Annotated in this window: 19 protein-coding genes; 4 read left to right on the top strand and 15 right to left on the bottom strand. The window is 38.8% G+C overall.

Annotated elements, in window-relative coordinates; genetic code table 11:
- Nucleotide 1: 1 nt before the first annotated feature.
- Entirely contained in the window at nucleotides 2-1,195 is a 1,194-nt protein-coding gene (locus QRD02_RS05010; RefSeq protein WP_290253820.1) for a DegT/DnrJ/EryC1/StrS family aminotransferase, read from the top strand.
- Here the strand turns inward: QRD02_RS05010 and ribB are convergent.
- The 10 genes from ribB to nhaC all read right to left on the bottom strand — a co-directional run bounded on the left by ribB (nucleotide 1,192) and on the right by nhaC (nucleotide 10,782).
- Nucleotides 1,192-2,340, bottom strand: coding sequence for a 3,4-dihydroxy-2-butanone-4-phosphate synthase (gene ribB, locus QRD02_RS05005; RefSeq protein WP_290253819.1), 1,149 nt, complete (start codon nucleotides 2,338-2,340; stop codon nucleotides 1,192-1,194). The two genes, QRD02_RS05010 and ribB, sit on opposite strands and share 4 nt — an antisense overlap.
- Nucleotides 2,341-2,428: 88 nt before the next feature.
- The gene (locus tag QRD02_RS05000; RefSeq protein ID WP_353959566.1) at nucleotides 2,429-3,856 is read right to left on the bottom strand and encodes an LptF/LptG family permease; all 1,428 of its coding nucleotides are present in this window, start codon (nucleotides 3,854-3,856) and stop codon (nucleotides 2,429-2,431) included.
- Between the two features lie 18 nt (nucleotides 3,857-3,874).
- Nucleotides 3,875-4,513 (bottom strand): outer membrane lipoprotein periplasmic chaperone LolA1, encoded by a 639-nt coding sequence (lolA1, locus tag QRD02_RS04995; protein ID WP_290253817.1) that lies wholly within the window; start codon nucleotides 4,511-4,513, stop codon nucleotides 3,875-3,877.
- Nucleotide 4,514: 1 nt separating this feature from the next.
- Complete coding sequence (locus QRD02_RS04990) at nucleotides 4,515-6,887, bottom strand: FtsK/SpoIIIE family DNA translocase (RefSeq protein WP_290253816.1); 2,373 nt, start codon at nucleotides 6,885-6,887, stop codon at nucleotides 4,515-4,517.
- An 88-nt stretch (nucleotides 6,888-6,975) separates the two neighbouring features.
- Nucleotides 6,976-7,338 (bottom strand): diacylglycerol kinase, encoded by a 363-nt coding sequence (locus QRD02_RS04985; protein ID WP_290253815.1) that lies wholly within the window; start codon nucleotides 7,336-7,338, stop codon nucleotides 6,976-6,978.
- Complete coding sequence (tpx, locus tag QRD02_RS04980) at nucleotides 7,338-7,835, bottom strand: thiol peroxidase (RefSeq protein WP_290253814.1); 498 nt, start codon at nucleotides 7,833-7,835, stop codon at nucleotides 7,338-7,340. The genes QRD02_RS04985 and tpx overlap by 1 nt, the downstream gene beginning before the upstream one ends.
- Before the next feature lie 140 nt (nucleotides 7,836-7,975).
- Nucleotides 7,976-8,224, bottom strand: coding sequence for a DUF6952 family protein (locus tag QRD02_RS04975; RefSeq protein WP_290253813.1), 249 nt, complete (start codon nucleotides 8,222-8,224; stop codon nucleotides 7,976-7,978).
- Entirely contained in the window at nucleotides 8,205-8,519 is a 315-nt protein-coding gene (locus tag QRD02_RS04970; RefSeq protein WP_290253812.1) for a thioredoxin family protein, read from the bottom strand. Before QRD02_RS04970 ends, QRD02_RS04975 begins: the two co-directional genes overlap by 20 nt.
- 3 nt (nucleotides 8,520-8,522) lie before the next feature.
- Complete coding sequence (locus QRD02_RS04965; RefSeq protein WP_290253811.1) at nucleotides 8,523-9,158, bottom strand: peroxiredoxin; 636 nt, start codon at nucleotides 9,156-9,158, stop codon at nucleotides 8,523-8,525.
- 151 nt (nucleotides 9,159-9,309) lie between these two features.
- Nucleotides 9,310-10,782, bottom strand: coding sequence for a Na+/H+ antiporter NhaC (nhaC, locus tag QRD02_RS04960; protein WP_290253810.1), 1,473 nt, complete (start codon nucleotides 10,780-10,782; stop codon nucleotides 9,310-9,312).
- A 526-nt stretch (nucleotides 10,783-11,308) separates the two neighbouring features.
- On the opposite strand from nhaC, the gene QRD02_RS04955 reads away from it, so the two are divergent.
- Nucleotides 11,309-12,829, top strand: coding sequence for an ArnT family glycosyltransferase (locus tag QRD02_RS04955; RefSeq protein ID WP_290253809.1), 1,521 nt, complete (start codon nucleotides 11,309-11,311; stop codon nucleotides 12,827-12,829).
- 512 nt (nucleotides 12,830-13,341) lie between these two features.
- A complete protein-coding gene (locus tag QRD02_RS04950; protein WP_290253808.1) occupies nucleotides 13,342-13,488 on the top strand; it encodes a hypothetical protein in 147 nt (48 codons plus the stop codon).
- Nucleotides 13,489-13,832: 344 nt separating this feature from the next.
- Here QRD02_RS04950 and QRD02_RS04945 read toward each other — a convergent pair whose 3' ends face one another.
- On the bottom strand, nucleotides 13,833-15,035 hold the full coding sequence (locus tag QRD02_RS04945; protein ID WP_290253807.1) for an aminotransferase class I/II-fold pyridoxal phosphate-dependent enzyme: 1,203 nt from the start codon (nucleotides 15,033-15,035) through the stop codon (nucleotides 13,833-13,835).
- A 212-nt stretch (nucleotides 15,036-15,247) separates the two neighbouring features.
- Between QRD02_RS04945 and lpdA the strand changes: the two genes are divergently transcribed.
- Nucleotides 15,248-16,648 carry a dihydrolipoyl dehydrogenase gene (gene lpdA, locus QRD02_RS04940; protein ID WP_290253806.1) on the top strand — a complete coding sequence of 467 codons (1,401 nt, stop codon included), beginning with the start codon at nucleotides 15,248-15,250 and terminating at the stop codon, nucleotides 16,646-16,648.
- 63 nt (nucleotides 16,649-16,711) lie between these two features.
- On the opposite strand, the gene QRD02_RS04935 is transcribed toward lpdA, so the two are convergent.
- From QRD02_RS04935 to QRD02_RS04920, 4 genes are all read right to left on the bottom strand, one after another.
- Nucleotides 16,712-17,893 (bottom strand): phage tail-like protein, encoded by a 1,182-nt coding sequence (locus QRD02_RS04935; RefSeq protein ID WP_290253805.1) that lies wholly within the window; start codon nucleotides 17,891-17,893, stop codon nucleotides 16,712-16,714.
- Between the two features lie 197 nt (nucleotides 17,894-18,090).
- Entirely contained in the window at nucleotides 18,091-18,690 is a 600-nt protein-coding gene (locus QRD02_RS04930) for a superoxide dismutase family protein (RefSeq protein WP_290253804.1), read from the bottom strand.
- 79 nt (nucleotides 18,691-18,769) lie between these two features.
- Nucleotides 18,770-19,516, bottom strand: a complete 747-nt coding sequence (locus QRD02_RS04925) for an LVIVD repeat-containing protein (protein ID WP_290253803.1) — start codon at nucleotides 19,514-19,516, stop codon at nucleotides 18,770-18,772.
- Complete coding sequence (locus QRD02_RS04920; RefSeq protein WP_290253802.1) at nucleotides 19,513-20,046, bottom strand: hypothetical protein; 534 nt, start codon at nucleotides 20,044-20,046, stop codon at nucleotides 19,513-19,515. Before QRD02_RS04920 ends, QRD02_RS04925 begins: the two co-directional genes overlap by 4 nt.
- Between the last annotated feature and the right edge of the window lie 28 nt (nucleotides 20,047-20,074).

Below are 20,074 nucleotides of genomic sequence, written 5' to 3'. Positions count from 1 at the left end.
TATGCCAGGATTTGAAATTTTTGGCGCCGAGGAGCGCAAACAGGTAAACGAAGTTTTGGAAACGGGTATTTTGATGCGCTATGGTTTTGATGGTCTGCGAAATAACCATTGGAAGGCGAAAGAATTTGAAACAACCTTCGCAAAAAGAATGGACGTGGCATATTGTCAACTTGTTTCCAGCGGCACGGCTGCCCTAACCGTGGCTTTAGCATCTGCGGGGATTGGAGCTGGTGATGAGGTAATCATGCCAACTTTTACATTCGTGGCCAGTTTTGAATCTATTTTGGCCTTGGGAGCAGTACCTATTTTAGTGGATATTGATGATACTTTAACCTTAGACCCTTTGGCCGTGGAAGCAGCAATTACGCCTAAAACGAAGTGTATAATGCCTGTACATATGTGCGGATCAATGGCAGATTTGAGAACTTTAAAAGCTATTTGCGATAAACATAGATTAATACTTTTAGAAGATGCCTGTCAAGCACTTGGCGCAACCTATGAAGGTAAGCACGTGGGAACCTATGGCGATCTGGGATGTTTTTCTTTTGATTATGTAAAAACAATTACTTGCGGTGAAGGCGGCGCAATAGTTACAAACGATGAAAAGTATGCCCTGAATGCTGATAAGTATCAAGATCACGGCCACGACCATATTGGCAAGGATCGCGGAGCAGAAACTCATCCATTTCTGGGTTATAATTTTAGGATTTCGGAATTAAATGCTGCGGTGGGTTTGGCTCAGTTGGAGAAATTGGATGGAATTTTAAAAATTCAAAAGCAAAATTACTTGCTAATTCGTGAGGCATTGGAATCCATCAAGGAGGTTACTTTCAGAAAAGTTCCTGTGGGTGGAGAGGAAAATTATTCTTTTTTAAATTTCTTTTTGCCCACTCAGGAATTGACTGCGAGGGCTCATAAAGCGATATTGGAAGCTGCCGTGGATGCATGCTTTTATTGGTACACCAATAACTGGCACTACATAAATGGATGGGAGCATCTGCGAAATTTGAAAACTTTGGGAAATCTTCCCCTGGAGGTAAAAAATCAAATGCAGGATTTAAATAACACAGATTTTTCAAAGAGTGACGCGGTAATAGGTAGAACTATTTCGGCGCTTATAAAAATTGGATGGACCGACAAACAAGTCCAGGAAAGAGCCGAAGCCATGAAAAATGCAATAGCGTCAGTACTTTAATATTTCACATATTCCATAATTTCCAAACCATACCCAATCATTCCCACTCGCTTTGTTTGCTCACTATTTGAGATTAGCCGGATTTTGTGGATACCTAAATCGTGTAGAATCTGGGCCCCAATGCCAAAATCTTTATTGTCCATTTCAATACGGGGGGCTTTTGCAATTTGATTCGGTTTTTGGTTCTCTTTTAGTTCCTTCAAACGGTTTAGAAGGTTTAAGGATTCACTCTGTTGGTTAATGAAAACAACCGCACCCTTGCCCTGATTGTTGATAACGTTGAACATATCATCAAGCTTTTGTTCGGCGTTGTTTGTCAGAGTTCCCAAAATGTCACCATTTACCAAGGTAGCATTTACCCGAACTAAAACCGGTTCATTCTCTGTCCATGTGCCCTTTGTGAGCGCAATGTGAATTTGATCGTTGGTGGTCTGTTTATAGGCCCTTAAACGAAAACTTCCAAAATTTGAATTTATATTGAAATCTTCCTTTTTTACGATTAAGGAATCATGCTCCATTCGATATTTGACGAGATCTTCAATGGAAATAAGCTTCAGGTCAAACTTTTTTGCCACCTTCATTAATTGTGGTAGCCGCGCCATGGTTCCATCTTCATTTAAAATTTCCACCAAAATTCCGGCGGGTTTTAATCCGGCCAAACGTGCAAGATCAATGGCGGCCTCGGTGTGTCCTGTTCTTCTTAAAACACCACCCTGCTTGGCTCTCAAAGGAAAAATATGTCCGGGCCTTCCTAAATCTGTCGCTTTAGTATCTTCACTAACAAGGGCTTTAATGGTTTTGGAACGGTCATGAACCGAGATGCCTGTGGTGCAACCGTGACCGATTAAATCTACGGAAACCGTAAACTGCGTATGATGGAGCACGGTATTGTTTTCGACCATCATATTTAAATCCAAAGCTTTGCATCTTTCTTCGGTTAGCGGAGCGCATATAAGTCCGCGACCATGTGTGGCCATAAAGTTTATCATTTGTGGCGTTACCATTTCTGCGGCGGCAATAAAATCTCCTTCGTTTTCACGATTTTCATCGTCAACAACAATTATTATCTTACCATTTCGAATATCTTCAATGGCTTCTTCAATTGTATTAAGATGGATGGAGGTTTCTTTTTCTGTGGAAATCATAGCATTAATTATGTATTGCAAAGATATAAAATGTACAATCGTAATTTGCCAAAAATAAGATTTGGATAATCTGGGATTGGTATGGGAATTATTTTTTTCGTTTCAACCTAAATAGCCTGCCGATACGCTGCATAAAGTTATCAAAATCGAAAATACCCTGGTCGGTAGTTGCACGGTACGTAAGCCAAATGCTCAGGGGAAGCATGATTCCGGTGCTTAGCCACGAAGCAATGAATGGCGCCATTGTTCCATCCTCCGCGCTGTTTTTGGCGAATATGCCAATGAAGTGATACGTTAAAAATAAAAGAATGGCCACAACCATGGGAAGGCCCATTCCGCCTTTTCGGATAATGGCTCCAAGTGGGGCGCCAACGAAAAATAGAATTATGCACGCTACGCCCAAGGCATATTTTTCGTGAAGCGCTATTTCAGTTTTATTTAAGCGTTTTGTTTTGGCCTTAAATTCCACTTTTTTTGCATCAATGGTTTGCAGGGTTCCTTTTATGTTATTCAATGCCAATTTTACAATTTGTAATTGTTGGGTCGGGTTGTAAATATCCAATATTGTATTGATTTCTGGAGGTTTTGCAGATTCATCAATTTTGTTTTCCTTCAGTTTTTCCAAACCACTTCTGTAATACATGTTTTTGGTGTAGGCATGGATATCTTTGGAATAGGTATCAGAGAGCGAGTCGATCTCAATCCGAAGTTCACTTATATTATACATATTTTGGTTGTTCAGGTCGTTTTCTTTATCAATATCCTTTGCGTTTAGCTCGGTAAGATCAATGTTTATTGCATATTCATCAAAATAGCTTTTAGCAAAAGGATCTCCGGTTTGTTTAGCGGGATTTGAGGTTTGAATGTCTTCATAGTAATTGCCTTTTTTTAAAATTAAGGAAAGCGTATTGCTGCCTTCCTCACTGGCCAATTCGCCATTATCTGCAATTATTACAGTGAAATTTCCATTGGGTCGTGCCTCATTTTTTTTGTGGATTACCACGTCCTTTAAATATTGATCGCGGTCGCCACTTTTTTCTTCAACTTTAATATTGAACATATCCCCAATTTGGCTAAACTGTCCTTCTGAAATTACCATGGATGGTTGAAACTGGGAAATATTTCGCCGTAAATTTTGCCATTTGTATTCAGAATAGGGGATAACGTTATTTGCGAAAAAGAAGGCGGTAATTGCCAGAAGAACAATAAAACCAATAACGCTACCCATTGCTCTTTGCAGGGAAATTCCTGTGGATTTCATTGCGGCAAATTCATATTTTTCGGCGAAGCTTCCAAAAACCATTAATGAGGTAACTAAAATGGTCAGGGGAAGAACTAACGGGATCAATCTGGGAGATACATACCACAGAAACTTTAGGACAATCCAAACGTCGAGGTCTTTTCCGGCTAATTCAGAAATGTATAGCCAAATGGTTTGTAGGACAAAAATGAACATTAAAATAATGAAGACGCTAACGAACGTCTTCAAAAAGGTTATTAATATGTATCTGTCCAATATTTTCAATTGCCCAAATTACAGTTTATTTATGTAGTAGCCGTCCTTTTTATATTTAGCCTCATCAAAAGTAAAAAGGGTTTTTGAAACGGGCTGGTTAGTTTTGAAGGAATTTACGGTAAGTGTATATTTTGTGCCTTTGGCATCCGTTTGGATCAATTTGTAAATATGTTTCGTTTGTACATCAATACCCAAGAGGATATCCTTAATTTCCGCCTTGGAATCGATTGGGATCAGTTTCACAAATTGGATTTTACGACCCTTTACGTTTTGCTCTATGTCCATTTTATAATTGTATCCCTTTTCATAAAATGTCAACATTTTAGAAGGGGTAATATCCTTGTCATCCTTAGCATTATAGGTTGAGATGGTAACTTCTTCATCCTCTGGAACAATGGTGTAAATGTTTTTGCCATCAAAAATCCGAGTGGTGCCGAGCATATTCAAAACATATTTATCGCCCTGAAGTGTTACGTCGCCACGTGTTTCCTGGTTTACATTTTCTTTGGAATTGTTCAAGTTATACTTAAAATCGATTGTGATGTTGTCATAACTTTTTGCCTTGGCGGAAACTTCCTTCAAAAGTGATTTCGCATCCTGTGCCAGGGAGACTGATGTGATAAAAAATGCGATTAAAATAATACTGATTTTTTTCATTTTAGTTATTGTTAATTTCATTATCTAAAAATTGGTTCAAAGCTTCTATCGTTGGTATTAAAACTTGCCTTGCCTTGCTGCCTTCAAAGGGACCGACAATTCCTGCGGCCTCCAACTGATCAATAATTCTTCCTGCGCGGTTATAGCCCAATTTTAGCTTTCGCTGTAATAAGGAAGCTGATCCTTGCTGAGCAATTACCAATACTTCCGCGGCTTCGCGGAACATAGCATCGCGTTCTTCAATGTTAATATCAAGATTTGTGCCACCTTCCTCTCCCACATATTCGGGAAGCAAATAGGCGTCGGGATATGCTTTTTGGGATCCAATAAATTCCGTGATATCCGCTACTTCGGGAGTGTCAACGAAGGCACACTGAATTCGGGTTAATTCATTTCCTTGCGTGTATAGCATATCCCCACGACCAATCAACTGATCGGCTCCCGAATTATCCAAAATGGTTCGAGAGTCAATTTTGCTGGTTACCCTAAAGGCGATTCGGGCCGGGAAATTGGCTTTAATTATTCCCGTTATTACATTAACGGATGGTCTTTGTGTGGCAACGATTAAGTGAATGCCGATTGCACGGGCAAGTTGTGCCAATCTTGCAATGGGGGTTTCAACTTCCTTGCCGGCGGTCATAATTAAGTCGGCAAATTCATCTATTACCAAAACAATATATGGCAAATATCGGTGTCCCTCATTAGGGTTCAGTTTTCTGTTTTTGAATTTGATATTATATTCCTTTATGTTGCGTACCATTGCGTCCTTCAGCAAATCATAGCGCGTATCCATTTCAATACAAAGCGAATTTAGGGTATGGATTACCTTTGTGGTATCAGTAATTATTGCTTCTTCCGTGTCGGGAAGTTTTGCCAAATAATGACGTTCTATTTTATTGAAGAGTGTAAGCTCCACCTTTTTTGGATCAACCAAAATGAATTTTACCTCCGCGGGATGTTTTTTGTAGAGCAATGACGTGAGCACTGCATTCAACCCAACGGATTTACCTTGCCCAGTCGCCCCTGCCATAAGCATATGGGGCATTTTTGCAAGATCCACCACAAAAGTTTCATTGCTAATTGTTTTTCCAAAGGCAATGGGCAATTCCATTTCAGCATTTTGAAATTTAGCCGAAGCTATAACGGAACGCATGGAAACAACTTTTGGATTCTTGTTGGGAACCTCAATCCCAATGGTTCCGCGACCTGGGATTGGCGCAATGATACGGATTCCCAAAGCTGAAAGGGACAACGCAATGTCATCTTCCAAATTTTTTATTTTGGAAATTCGGATTCCTGCATCTGGCACGATTTCATAAAGTGTGACGGTTGGGCCTACGGTTGCCTTTATATTGGCAATCCCAATCTTGTAATTATTTAGGGTTTCAACAATGCGATTTTTGTTTTCCTCAAGCTCTTCTTGGTCAATAGTTATTCCGCCGCCTGAAGTATGGTCACGAAGCAATTCGATACTAGGGAATTTATAATTGCTTAGCTCCAGTTTGGGGTCGAATTCACCAAAATCCTTTACCAATCTTTCACTTATGTTTTCTATTTCTTCCTCTTCGGCGGCTTGCTCAACTTCCATTTCCACATCGCCCTCAATATCGGATTTTAATATAATTTTTTCGGGAGGTGGGACGGGGCTTGTTGTTTTTCTCTCTACATTTAGTTGTGGAATAAATTTTTCTTCATCTTCTACTTTATCTTCATCGACTTTTTCCTCTGATACAAGGCTTTGAGCGGCGTTTTCTTCTTTCTTATCAGAAATAAATTCTGAAGCTATATGTTTTTTTGAACTTTTGAAGGCGTTGATGGCCATTTCCGGCGTGAGTTTTAAACGGACCACCAAATATACAATGAGCACAAAAACCATCACGAGGAGGGCGCCAACCAGACCAATGTAGTCTTGCATTAAGTCATTGATTTCATAACCAATAATCCCGCTGAAAACAGTTGTTCCTTCGCCGAAAAATCCAAAAAAGATGGCTATCCACAACATCAATAGCAAACCCCAGAACCAAAATTTGGTAAGTGGTTTTTTGGCATAGTCAAAGAAATAATAAACACCGGTAAGGGTAACGAGAAATGCAAAAATTAGTGCGGAAATTCCAAATCCGTCATAAATGAAGAAATGGGCCACGTTGGCTCCAAATTTGTTAAGCCAGTTTTTAGTTTGTAGCTCGCGTTCCGAAAGCAACCCTATCTCACTTTGATCAATTTGCCAAGTAAAAAAATAGGAAACAAAAGAAATCAGGAGCGCCAAACCAAGCAAAAATAAAAAGCTACCCAAAAGTATTTTCTGTTGTTTGGATAGCGAGAAACTTATTTTTTTACGCGGTGCGCTAGAGGTTGTTTTCTTTTTTTGGGCCATTAATAGGAAAGGTTGTATGTCAGCAAAAATACAAATATCAATGGGTAAAATTTAAAAATCCGAAGAACAAATGCAAATAGTTTTAAACCTACTGAAACTTGGGAATATAAATAATACAACCAATGATGACCGCAGTTATCGCAGCAAAGAAAACTGCACCCGCGGCAACATCCTTTATAAAACCTATTTTATTGTGAAAATCGGGGTGCACGAAATCGGCAATTTCCTCAACCGCAGTATTTATTCCTTCAATACATATAACTAGGCCAATGGCAAAAATTTGCAGCATCCATTCCGTTGCGGATAAATTAAAATAGAAACCGGCGAAAGTCATAATAAGAGCTATCGCCGATTGTACCTGAATGCTTGCTTCGTATCGAAGCAAAAGATATGCGCCTTTAAAGGCGTACCCACAACCTTTAATGCGCTTCCCAAAAAATGTTTTCCACATTACAAAAGTGGTTTTAGGGCCGAAAGATAGTCCGGCTCATCACCGATGCTTGGAACTTGTTGACTGTGGATTACCGTTCCATTTTCATCCAATACAACAACTGCGCGGGAATGCAGGCCTCTTAGATCGCCACTGGTCATTTCGACTCCATAATTTTTTCCAAAGTTGCCGCGGAAATCAGAAAGATTCGTTACATCATTTAGGCCTTCGTCATCCACAAATCTTTTTTGGGCAAAGGGAAGATCTTTTGAGATGCAAAGAACTTTCGTGTTTCTCAGACCCGAAGCTTTTTCATTAAATTTTCTCACGGAAGTTGCACAAACATTTGTGTCTATACTAGGAAAAATGTTCATCACCACACGTGAGCCTTTAAAATCTGCCAGTTTTTTGGTTGTTAAATCTTGTGCAGTCAACTCAAAATCTGGGGCAGAATCGCCAATTTTTGGGAGGGAACCGCTAGTTTCGATATTGTTATCTCCAAGTTTTATTGATGCCATAATGTTTAATTTTTTAAAGTGAAGGCTAAAGATAAGCATTCGTATTTTGTATTATATCCAACATTTTCTTAAAGAAAATGCTTCCTAAAAAAATCCCTTCATCCAAAAAAGGTGAAGGGATTAAATTTATTAATTTAGAATTATCGATCAATAGAGCCCAAAACTTTTTGTGCAAAATAATTTGCAGCATCGCGCTCGGGCATTCCGTCTTCAATCATCTTGTGAACTTCTACGGCACCGCAAAGGTTTGTGATAAGTTCACCTATAACGTCCAGTTCATCATCGGCAATTCTGTTATATTCACTATAGGATTCCAAAACCTCTATACAGTTTTCAATCTGTGCCACAGAATTATTGCGCTGTATGTGTCTAATTACCGGCAACTTCATCTACAAGATCTTTTAGGAGTTCATATTTATTTGTTTGTACCTGGTTTACCAATTCCCCATTTTTGAAAGTTGCAAAGGTTGGGAGATTGTCCACTTTTGCCATTTTTCTGCTTTCGGGAAATTTTTCGGCATCAACCATTACGAATTTATATCCTTCAGTTTCGGTGGCAAGTTTTTTAAACTTTGGTTTCATCAACCTACAATTGCCACACCAACCGGCTGAAAATTGAACAATTACGTCCTTTTCCTCGGCTATAAGTTCCTGCAGGCTGTCTTCTTTAAGTTCTAATAACATATCTTAATTGCTTAAGTAACTTGCTACACCTTCACGTGTGGCCATCATTGCTGCTTTACCTTCTTCCCAGTTTGCGGGACAAACTTCACCTTTTTGTTGAACGTGCGTATATGCATCTACCAGTCTTAGGTACTCATTTACATTTCTTCCCAAAGGCATATCATTTACACTTTCGTGGAAAATTTTTCCTTCTTCATCAATCAAATAAGTTGCGCGGTAGGTTACGTTATCGCCATCCACCATCAACAGTCCGGTTTCTTCATCATAACGCTCATTGGATATATCCAAAATTCCTAGTGCGTTTGCAAGATTTCGGTTTGTATCCGCCAAAAGGGGATAGGTCACGCCCTCAATTCCGCCATCATCCTTTGGGGTGTTCAACCAAGCAAAGTGAACTTCTGGAGTGTCACACGACGCACCAATAACCATTGTATTTTTATCTTCGAACTTTGAAAGTGCCTCTTGGAAAGAGTGAATTTCAGTTGGACATACGAATGTGAAATCCTTTGGATACCAAAACAGTAAAATCTTTTTATTGTTTTTTGTTGCCTCTTCAAATACGTTTACCTTAAACGTATCGCCCATTTCATTCATTGCATTAACCGAAAAGTTCGGAAATTTTTTACCTACTAATGACATACTTTTATATATTTTTAAGTTATTAAATTTACTGCTGCAAAGATAACAACTACGTACTGCTAAAGGAACGAGGTCGAATGGAATATTCTATAAAACAATAGATTTTGACAATGATTGATTTTTTATTGCATAAGAATTATTGATGAAACACTTAAGCTTGTTTCATTGTCAATTGACGTATTTTAATTCTGAATGCGGCAAATAGAAGAGTCATAAATGGGCTGAGCCAATTAAAGATTGCAAAGAAGAAATAATCTGCAACCCCAACCCCCAAAACGCTACTTTGGTAAGCTCCACAAGTATTCCAGGGAATTAATGCGGAAGTGACTGTACCACTGTCCTCAAGCGTTCGCGATAAATTTTCTGGCGCTAGATTTCGATCTTCGTAAGCTTTTTTAAACATTTTTCCCGGAATAACAATTGCCAAATATTGGTCCGAGGCAATAATATTTAGGCCCAAACAGCTAACAACCGTACTCGCGAATAAACCGAAAATGGTAGTTGCCAATTTCAGTAATTCTCGGGTTATACGCGCCAATGCGCCGATGCCATCCATAATGCCGCCAAAAATCATGGCGCAAATAATTAGCAAAATGGTCCAAAGCATCCCTAACATTCCTCCGGCGGAAAAAAGGTCGTTCAACTTTTCATTTTCTGTCACAATAGCTGTATCAGTAAAAATTGCGTTGGAAATGGCGCTTAAGTTCGTGTCCGAAATCTGGTTCAATACTGAACTCTGGAAAATAATGGCCACAACGGCAGCTGAAATTACGCCCACGGCCAAGGCAATCAGTGGTTTTGTTTTAAGCAGAATTAAAGCAATTACTATAACTGGAACTATAAAAAGCCATGGCGTTGTATTGAAGGTATTGTCAATGGTTGCAAGCAGTCCACTTATGTCGGCATCTCCCGTTACCTCAACCGAAGCGCTCATTATTCCAAAAGCAATTAGCGTTATTATAATTGTGGGTACGGTAGTAAAAGCCATATAGCGGATATGAGTAAAAAGATCGGTCCCCGCCATTGCTGGGGCCAGATTTGTGGTATCGCTAAGGGGCGACATTTTATCTCCGAAATACGCCCCCGATATTACCGCCCCGGCAATCATACCCGGATTTATGCCCAAAGCCGTACCGATTCCCACCAAAGCGATACCCACAGTCGCAGAGGTGGTCCAAGAACTCCCCGTAGCCACCGAGATAATTGCTGCAATAATTACCGATGCAGGAAGAAAAATCGCTGGACTCAAAACCTGTAGGCCGTAATAAACCATTGCGGGAATTACTCCACTAATCAACCAAGTGCCCGCCAAGGCGCCCACTAAAAGCAAAATGACAATCGGAACAAAAATACTTTTCAAGTTTTCCCAAACTTCCGCAAGCATGACTTTTAGCGAAACCTTATTAAAAAATCCAACAACGGCAGCAACAAGCCCACCAATCAAAAGTATGAGCTGGTTGGAATATTCACCAAACCATTCGCCATCCTTATAGAATATATTGTATGCAAGCAGTGCCATCAGCACTATTACGGGAATTAATGCTTCCCATATATTCAATTCTTTATTGTCCTGAATGTGTTGTTCTTGGATATCTATTTCAGAAAGGTTGTCATTTTCGTGCATAGCTTTTATCGGTAATTGCTTTGTAATGTTACGATTTTGTGAAAAGCTGTGCAACTTTTTACAAATCCCAAATTCCAAATTGCAACATTGGCTTCCGGAATACTAACTAAGCGAAAAGCGAAAAGCGAGAAGCGAAGAGTGTTAAAATAGATTTACATAACTACGAGGTAACAAATCTTAAGTTAACGAATTGATTAGTTCCGGAATTTCACGTCTCAAATCTGTTACCATGAGCACCCTGTCCTGAACAGCGTCGATGTGCAGCCGAAGGGCAAAATTCACATCCCAGCCTACAGCCTAAAGCGATAGAAAAAAATAAAACTTTATGAAATAGTACTATATTTGAACTTAAGCCTCGTGCATTATTCTCCCCCTTTAAATTAAAATTCGTAACCTCGGTTAACCCTTTTTTGGGTTTGTTGTGCTGGAAAGTTAGGAGGATTATTGATTAAACGGTAATGGGTACACGTGCGGAATAGCAGCAATAATTAATTAAAAACATGTACCTGCCATTTGAAAAACCAAGATGCCAAAAAGAAAAATAACGATAATCATAGTATTTTTTTGCATCGTAAAACTAACGCTTCATCTGATTGCTGACTCAAATTCAGGATTTCAAGGCGATGAATTATTACACATAGAAACAGGAAATTACCCGAGTTTTGGATATATGGAATTTCCACCCGTAATTGGTTGGTTGGCTTTTATCCAAAATCAATTTCATTCGCAATCCGTTTTTGTGCATCACATCTTTTCGCACATTGCTTCATTATTGATTTTAATATTTATCGCACTTACGACAGTTGAACTGGGTGGTAAATCAAAAGCGGTTTTTATTGTACTGCTTTGCATTTTGACGGCACCAGCTTTCGGTCGTGGACATCAATTATTTCAACCCGTAGCCTTTACGCATTTGTTTTGGCTGTTATCATTCTATCAATCGGTTAGGTTTATAAAAACGCTTGACAAAAAATATTTACTCTACTTAACAATCTGCGTCGGTTTTGGCTTCCTCACAAAATATGATATTCTTTTCTTCATAGCAGGACTTTCTGGTTTGCTATTGATCAAACGGACACGGACATCAATTTTGCAAAAAGACATTTGGAAAAACATTTTTTTGTTCATTTTAATTATAGCCCCAAATGTTTTGTGGCAATACAAGCATGGATTTCCAGTACTTGATATGTTCTCACGGCTTTATGAAACCCAATTGAACGAATTGACAATATTGGGAGTTCTTGAAAGTATCATCATATCATTAAATCTAGTAACATTAATTTTTTGGGTGGGAGGTTTGATTTATATGGTTACAACAAAAGATAATTTTAGTTATCGCCCAATTGCACTTACAATCCTTATTTCCATTGCACTATTGGCGCTTAATAAAAGCAAAGCGTATTATTTTTATCCTGCAATGATTACCTTAATGATGTTCGGGAGTATCTGGTTTGAACAAAAAATCCTGTCAAAACGCCAATGGATATTATATCCGGCAACTACTCTTCTTGTATTGTCGGGCATGGTGTTGATACCATTTGGGTTAGCCGTTCTGCCCCTGGACACATTTATTAAATTTGCAGGTATCGAAAAAAAAGACAATCGTTACGAAATTGAATATAAAGAGTATTACTCGAAATCAAAATGGGAAAAAACTATGGACGGACTTCAAACCGTTTACGATAGTCTACCACCAAATGACAAAAAGGATTGTATCATTTGGGGTAAACACTATAGTCAAGCAGGAGGAGTAAATCTATTTAGGGAAAATTACAATTTGCCAGAAGCGATATCATACCACGGGAGCTTCTACCTTTGGACACCAGAAAGGGGCGAATTACCTAAAACCATTATAGCGTTTTCAAACGGAGAAGCAGGAATAGATTTTTTTCAGTCCTTCTTTAATTCGGTTGTGGCGGTAAAGCGAATTTATAATCCATATGCCGATGACGAAAAAGATTTGTGGCAAACAATATATATTTGTAAAAAACCAAAACTAAATTTTGAACAATTGCGGAGTGAATTTAAAACAAGAATTTTCGAATAATTATGATAGCAAATAATAAATAGGCGAAACAGTAATAAATTCAAGGCTTTTTGCTCGTTTCAAAATTTATGCCTTCCCAAAAGTTACGTGCCGTTAACGGTAAGCTAAAAGCACGACAATTAATACTGAAAAGCAAAATGAAATTTGCTTGCTTTGGGTATATAAACGAAATTGATTGAAACGCTTTTTAAACAAGACCAATTTAAAACATTGGAAGAATATTTTTATTATTATGAACAACTGAAAACTAAAAATATTTAAAGCAATAGATAAAACCGAAAATAAAGTTTTTATAGTTTTAGGTTTTGATAAAGTTTCTATACCGTTAGAAATAGTACTTTTCCCAATAAGCGGGTGCAATTACTGTGCATTGTATGATTCATTTCTTGATAGATATTCCTTTTATGTAAACAAGTCCATTTTCTCGGATTATTTATGGAAACTTAAATAAAAGATTTCATTTTAAACTCCAACACACCATAGAAACCCAAAAACAAATTGCGCTTTTATAAATGAAAAAAATTACAAGAATATGGCACGGAAAAACCAAAGCCGAGCACGCACAGGAATATCTTAAATACGTGGAGGAAACAGGAATCGCTGAGTACAAAAACGTAAAAGGGAATCTTTCCGCAAAAGTATTGCGCAGATTGGATTGAGAAATATGTCATTTTCTAACAATAACAGAATGGGACAGCTATGAAAGCATTAAAAACTTTGCTGGAAATGATTATGAAAAGGCAAAATATTATCCCGAAGACAAAAAATTCTTATTGGAATTTGAGGAAAACGTAACCCATTATGAAACATTTGAGTAACAACGCAATCAAATGTAAACACTGCCCGTATTTTCCAATATTAAATTGCACGACGCGAAATACAAATAAAAACTACTATTCCCCGTTGGCGCTTCATCCTTCACCCTTCGCAAAGAAGTGCATTTTAACGAATAAAACTCCCGGTTATTGATCGGGAGTTTTTTATTTAATTTAAGTTGAAATGCTTATTCTAAAATCCCAACATCCACCATACATTCCCGCATCATTTGGTACGTGCGCTCAATATCATTATCCAAACCAATACTGAAACGAATCAATCCATCGCTTAGCCCCATTTCCTTTTGCTCCTCTTCGGGTATCTCAGAGGATGTGGAAGAGCCAGGCGCACTGAAAAGTGTTTTGTAAAATCCGAGACTTACCGCCAAATAACCAAGATTTCGTTTCTGCATTAGCTCCATTACTTCATTGGCCTTGTTAATGCCGCCAACATCAATGGTCAACATTCCTCCGAAACCGTATTCTTTATTCATCATTTTTTTGAAAAGCTCGTGGCCAGTGTGCGATTTCAAACCTGGATAAACGGTTTTTAACCCATCGGCCTCAAATTTTTCGGCTAAGTACAATGCATTTTCGCTGTGTTGCTTTATTCTTATGTGAAGCGTTCTTAAATTTTTCAGAATAGAAGCCGCGCGTAAACTGTCCATAGCCGGACCCAAAAGCATATTGGCACCATCGTTAACGTTCCGAAGTGCGTCAATAAATTCTTGTGTTCCGCACGTTACGCCGCCCATTGTATCACTGCTCCCGTTTATAAATTTCGTCAAACTGTGCAAAACAACATCTGCTCCTAATTTTGCGGGGGAAATGCTCAAAGGCGAGAAAGTATTATCAACAAAAAGTTGCAAATTGTGTTTCTTCGCAATTTTTGAGAGCCCTTCAATGTCGGCAATTTCCAAAAGTGGATTGCTAACGGTTTCGCAATAGATAATTTTTGTGTTTTTGGAAATAGCGGCTTCAACAGACTCAAGATTTGTAATATCTATAAATGATGTTTTAATATTCAATTGCGGTGCAAAGTTTTTCAGAAAGGCGTAGGTTCCGCCGTAAATGGTTCGGCTAGAAACAATATGGTCGCCCGCCTTACAAAGTTGAAGAATTGCTGGCGTAATTGCTCCCATTCCACTTGCGGCCACATTCGCTGTTTCCGTTCCTTCCATAGCAGCCAGGGCTTGCCCTAAATATAGATTTGAAGGGGTAGAGTGGCGTGAGTATAAATAGCACCCATCCGCGTTGCCTTCAAAGGTATCAAACATCGTTTTTGCGGAAAGAAAGGTGTAGGTAGAAGAATCGGAAATGGACGGGTTCACGCCTCCAAATTCGCCAAAGTATTGTAAATCCTGAATTTTGTCTGCTGGTTTAAAAGCCATTTTGTGTTTTTTATGATTACGGCAAAAATGCAAAAATTAATAGGAGTGGAAAAATATTTTAAATTCCAAATCAACAAATGCCAAATCCTAAATTCCGAATTCACAAATTCACAGATTTACGGATTCACAGATTCACAAATTCCCACAACTAAACTTTTAAACTCATAAACAGTATCGTACCTTTGCCACTTCAATTCAAAAAATCAAATTATATGAGCAAATATGATGTAGCAGTAATTGGTTCGGGCCCCGGTGGCTATGTGGCCGCAATCCGTTGTGCACAATTGGGAATGAAAACCGCAATCATTGAAAAATATGACGTTTTGGGCGGAACGTGTCTGAATGTGGGCTGTATTCCCAGCAAGGCGCTACTCGATTCTTCACATCATTATGAAGAAGCCATAAAACATTTTGAAGAGCACGGTATTGAAATTCCGGGCGAAATAAAATTGAATTTCAAAAAAATGATTGAACGCAAATCTTCTGTGGTGGACCAAACCACCAAAGGAATAGCGTTTTTGATGGATAAAAATAAAATCGATGTTTACACGGGAATGGGCTCTTTTAAGGATGCCACGCATATTGTAATTTCCGGAGAAAAGGAACAAACCATTGAAGCGAAAAATACAATCATCGCTACTGGCAGTAAGCCTGCATCGCTTCCGTTTATAAAGCTCGATAAGGATAGAATCATAACTTCAACCGAAGCTTTGAGTTTAAAGGAAATTCCGAAACATCTTGTGGTAATTGGTGGTGGCGTAATTGGTCTTGAATTGGGCCAAGTGTACCGCCGTTTGGGTTCCGAAGTTTCAGTTGTTGAATACATGGATCGAATTATCCCCACGATGGATTCCGCACAAAGCAAGGAATTGATGAAAGTGATGAAGAAGCAAGGGGTGAAATTCTATGTTTCGCATAAAGTTTCTGCCGTTTCCAAAAAAGGGAAGGAAGTTACCATTACCGCAACCGATAAAAATGAAAAGGAAGTTACATTCTCAGGCGATTATTGCTTGGTTTCCGTGGGAAGAAAACCCTTTACCGATGGATTGAAAGCCGAAAATGCTGGCGTGAAAATTACCGAACGCGGAATGATTGATGTAAACGACCAACTTCAAACAAATATTAAAAACATTTACGCAATCGGTGATGTTGTGCGCGGGGCAATGCTTGCACACAAAGCTTCCGAAGAAGGCGTTTTGGTTGCCGAAATTATTGCCGGACAAAAACCTCATATCAATTATAATTTAATTCCCGGCGTCGTTTACACGTGGCCAGAAGTTGCTTCCGTTGGAAAGACTGAAGAGCAACTTAAAGAAGCAAAAACTGAATACAAAAGCGGACAATTCCCTATGCGAGCCTTGGGAAGAAGCAGAGCCAGCGGCGATACCGATGGTTTTGTAAAAATACTTTCCGATAAAAATACCGATGAGGTTTTGGGAGTACATATGGTAGGAGCGAGGGTTGCCGATTTAATAGCCGAAGCCGTAGTGGCAATGGAATATCGTGCCAGCGCTGAGGATATTGCCAGAATGAGTCACGCCCACCCAACCTACGCCGAAGCGGTGAAGGAAGCTGCACTTGCGGCTACTGAGGATAGAGCGCTTCACGTTTAAGAAACTTCATATAAATAAAAAGAGCCGATAAGATCTATCGGCTCTTTTTATTTATTCTAATTTTTATTTAATTACGTTTACTTTCCAACTTCTACTTGCAGGATCAATATCTACCGCCCTTACATTTGCAACCCTAATGATAACTGTATTTGCTGGACTTACAAAGCAATTCCAAGAAATACCGAGTTCAATGGCTCCACTTGGGGAGCAATAGCAGTTATCACCTACAGCAGCACCGGGGACGGATACCGTTAAATCTGCGGAACTATTTTGTGTAATATTCGGAAAATCTAAGGTAGCTGTTGTAACATATCCTTTCATTATGGTTTGGCGCATTGTTGCCGGAGTGAAAAATAAACTACTCCCATTAAATTCCACAGCTCCCGCTTCAGGGGTACTTAAATTGGTGCCGCTAGTTAGTTTTAAAGGGGCCGAGCCCGCAGCGGCTGTACCGCCCTTTATATGTAAGTTTGCAGTGGGATTGGAAACATTTATACCCATATTTCCCGTACTTCTTACAGTTAGCCGTTCCTGGAACATTGTGGAACCCACCGGAGTTGTGCTTATTATAAATTTGGAAGGAGCGCTACCTGGAGTTGCCACACCATCCATATAAAACCGAAAACCTCCTGTTTCCACAATATTGTTGCCATCGTGAGTTTTTACGATAAGGGCTCCAATTTCCCCATTGGCTGCGAGAGCTGTGGGATTTTCGAGTGTGCCTCCCGTATTATAAAGAATATAATTTGGTGGATTGGTATTGGCGCTCGTAATTTGAAAATCATTATCGCCTGGACCCTTAAATTCGAATCGTTCAATTGGATCACTCGTTCCAAAACCTATTCGTCCATCATCGGTTATTACCATATCGGTTCCTGATAATTTTGCTCTCGTGGCGTAAATTAAATTGTCGCCACCGTTATTAGTTCCAGCAGTCCATTCTTCGGCCCCGATAGGAACCCAGCGATTGTTCGGAGCGTCCCAATAATAAAAACCTTTATTTTGTATGCCAATTGGGACGGTCAAAAAAACCATCATCCCATTCTGGTCGACTCCGGGATTTACTGTTGGAAAATTGGAAATGCGAGGTATAATAATACCATCTGTATTTAAAGGAGTTTCTGTACTTGATGGGGTAATATCCAATAAGCTCTTGGGCGAAGTATTATTGATACCAACTTGAGAAAATATGGGTAAAGCAAATAATACAAAAAATGCACAGAGTGCAGGAGTATTTGTTTTCATAGTAGGTGATAATTTGGGGCTATCGGAAGCAAAATTACTTAAATAATTAATATATACTTATTTATAGTGACGATATATACAATTATTCCTACGGTTTATCTGCTTTGAATAAATTTATTATATACTTGAAAGTAAATTATATAAAATGAAAAAGCCGCTCTTTGGAATAAGAGCGGCTCTTTTCAAACTTTTTTTATTTACTCAATAATCCCACCACAACTCAATCTTCCGCCGGCATCACCGGTTGGTTGGGTGGTGAAGTCATCTTTACCTTCGTGTACTATGACGGCCTTGCCTAAAATATCTTTATTTTCATCGCCACAACCTATGCACCACTCATCCGTTTTCATAGATATTCTTCCACTACCGTCATCCGCCACTTCAAAATTACCTATATCTCCCTTATGATAGCCTTCGGCGTCACCCCATTTTCCGTGCTTCGCGTGCGTGGGATTCCAATGCCCACCGGCCGAGGTTGCATCCGCAGCACTACAATCAGCCTTTTCATGAAGATGTATGGCATGTGTTCCAGGTTTTAGTCCGGAAAATTTTGCTTCGAAAGTTACTACTCCATTTTCCTCAGAAAAGTAAGCTTCACCTTGCACCGCGCTTCCGCTTTTGGATTCCATTGGAACCGATAATGTTTTTGCTTGATTCATTCCCTCTTGTTGGGTAGCGGAATTCGTTTGAATGGTATCGTTCAATCCATCCATATTGTTTATTTCCTTCTTCTCATTCTTGCAGCCGATAAAGGCCATTACGGCAAAAAGTCCGCAAACTAAACTAATTTTTTTCATGATTTATTTTTTGGTTTTTGTAATGGTTAAATTTAAAGGTACAATTGTTTTTTACCGACCGCAATAATTTAAGATTATTTTAAAAGTTCAAAAAACTCAATTCAGCAGTTTCTGTAATTGCATTGGGGTCAAGCTGGTATTGATATATTCCATTCTGCCCGATGGCAATTAGCAAATTATTTTGAACAATAACATCAAAGGCTTCTCTATTTATATTGTGGACCAAAAAGGAATTCGTTGGGTCTGAAATATCAAATACCTTTATTTCGTCATCGCATACAAACAAATAATCGCCGTAAAGTCCCATACCTTTTGGATGCATTAAATTTCTTATGCTTAGCAAAGTGGGATTGACTACATCCGTAATGTCATATATTTCTAACTGATTTACCGTAGTTCTGCAACCTAAGTTAGACCACAGGGTTACAAAAGCGGTGGTGGCATTTGCAACCACGGGATCGCAAGCTGTAAAATGTTGAACATCGGCTAAATAATTAGGTAGTTCCGGATTTTCAATACTGTAAATGAACATACCGCTTTGTGACCCAATATATAGATATTCTTTGTAGTTGAATAAGGTCTCAATTCTAAAACTTATGGGAACATTATTTACAAACACCGGATCGGATGGGGTAGTTATATTATAAACATTCAACCCGTATTCATCAACCGTATATAAATAATCCCCCTGCATAGCAAAGCGAGCCAAGGAACCGCCTTGGCCATCGTCATTTCCCATTGCCTCATTTTGCGATGCATTTTCACCATCTTGGCTACAACCCAGAGAAAAAACAAATGTGATAAAAAGTAAAATTAATTTTTTCATGGGTTATTTGTTTTAGGAATCCAATTTACAACTACACTGTTTTGCGGAATATCTACAGGGTAAAAACCATCTGGGGAAAGCATTACTGGGAAGGTGTTTTTAATTCGTTTTGAGAGGTTTAGCAAACCAGTTTCTAAATTTATTTCAATGGCAATTAAATCTGTTGCCTGATTGATATAACACACATTTTCTCGGATAGCTAAATCCGTTGCTCCAGGCGATTCAATAAAATAAATAGGGGTAGGGTTGGAGGGATTCTCATTATTATAAACATGGAAACCTTCATTTTTTTCATTTATAAAAAGATAGTCAGCTATCACATAAATTTTTCCGGCATCCACAACTGGCTTCGCTGAGGATAGGTTTACACTGCTTTCGAACGCTGGACGTTCCATATATACCGGTTCGAATTGTGATTCTATAATAGGCGCGGGCAAATCATCGGAACCGTTGCAGTCGCCGTGCCAACAACAACTTTGAAGAGTTGTTACGGCAATAAATAGAAGTATTAGCTTAGTTGTCAATTTCATAAATAGTAATTTAAATGATTACAATTTT

The sequence above is a fragment of the Aequorivita aurantiaca genome (assembly GCF_030410135.1).
Classification (GTDB): domain Bacteria; phylum Bacteroidota; class Bacteroidia; order Flavobacteriales; family Flavobacteriaceae; genus Aequorivita; species Aequorivita aurantiaca.
Note: the sequence above shows the minus strand (reverse complement) of the source record. Positions and strands in the feature narration are given on the sequence as shown.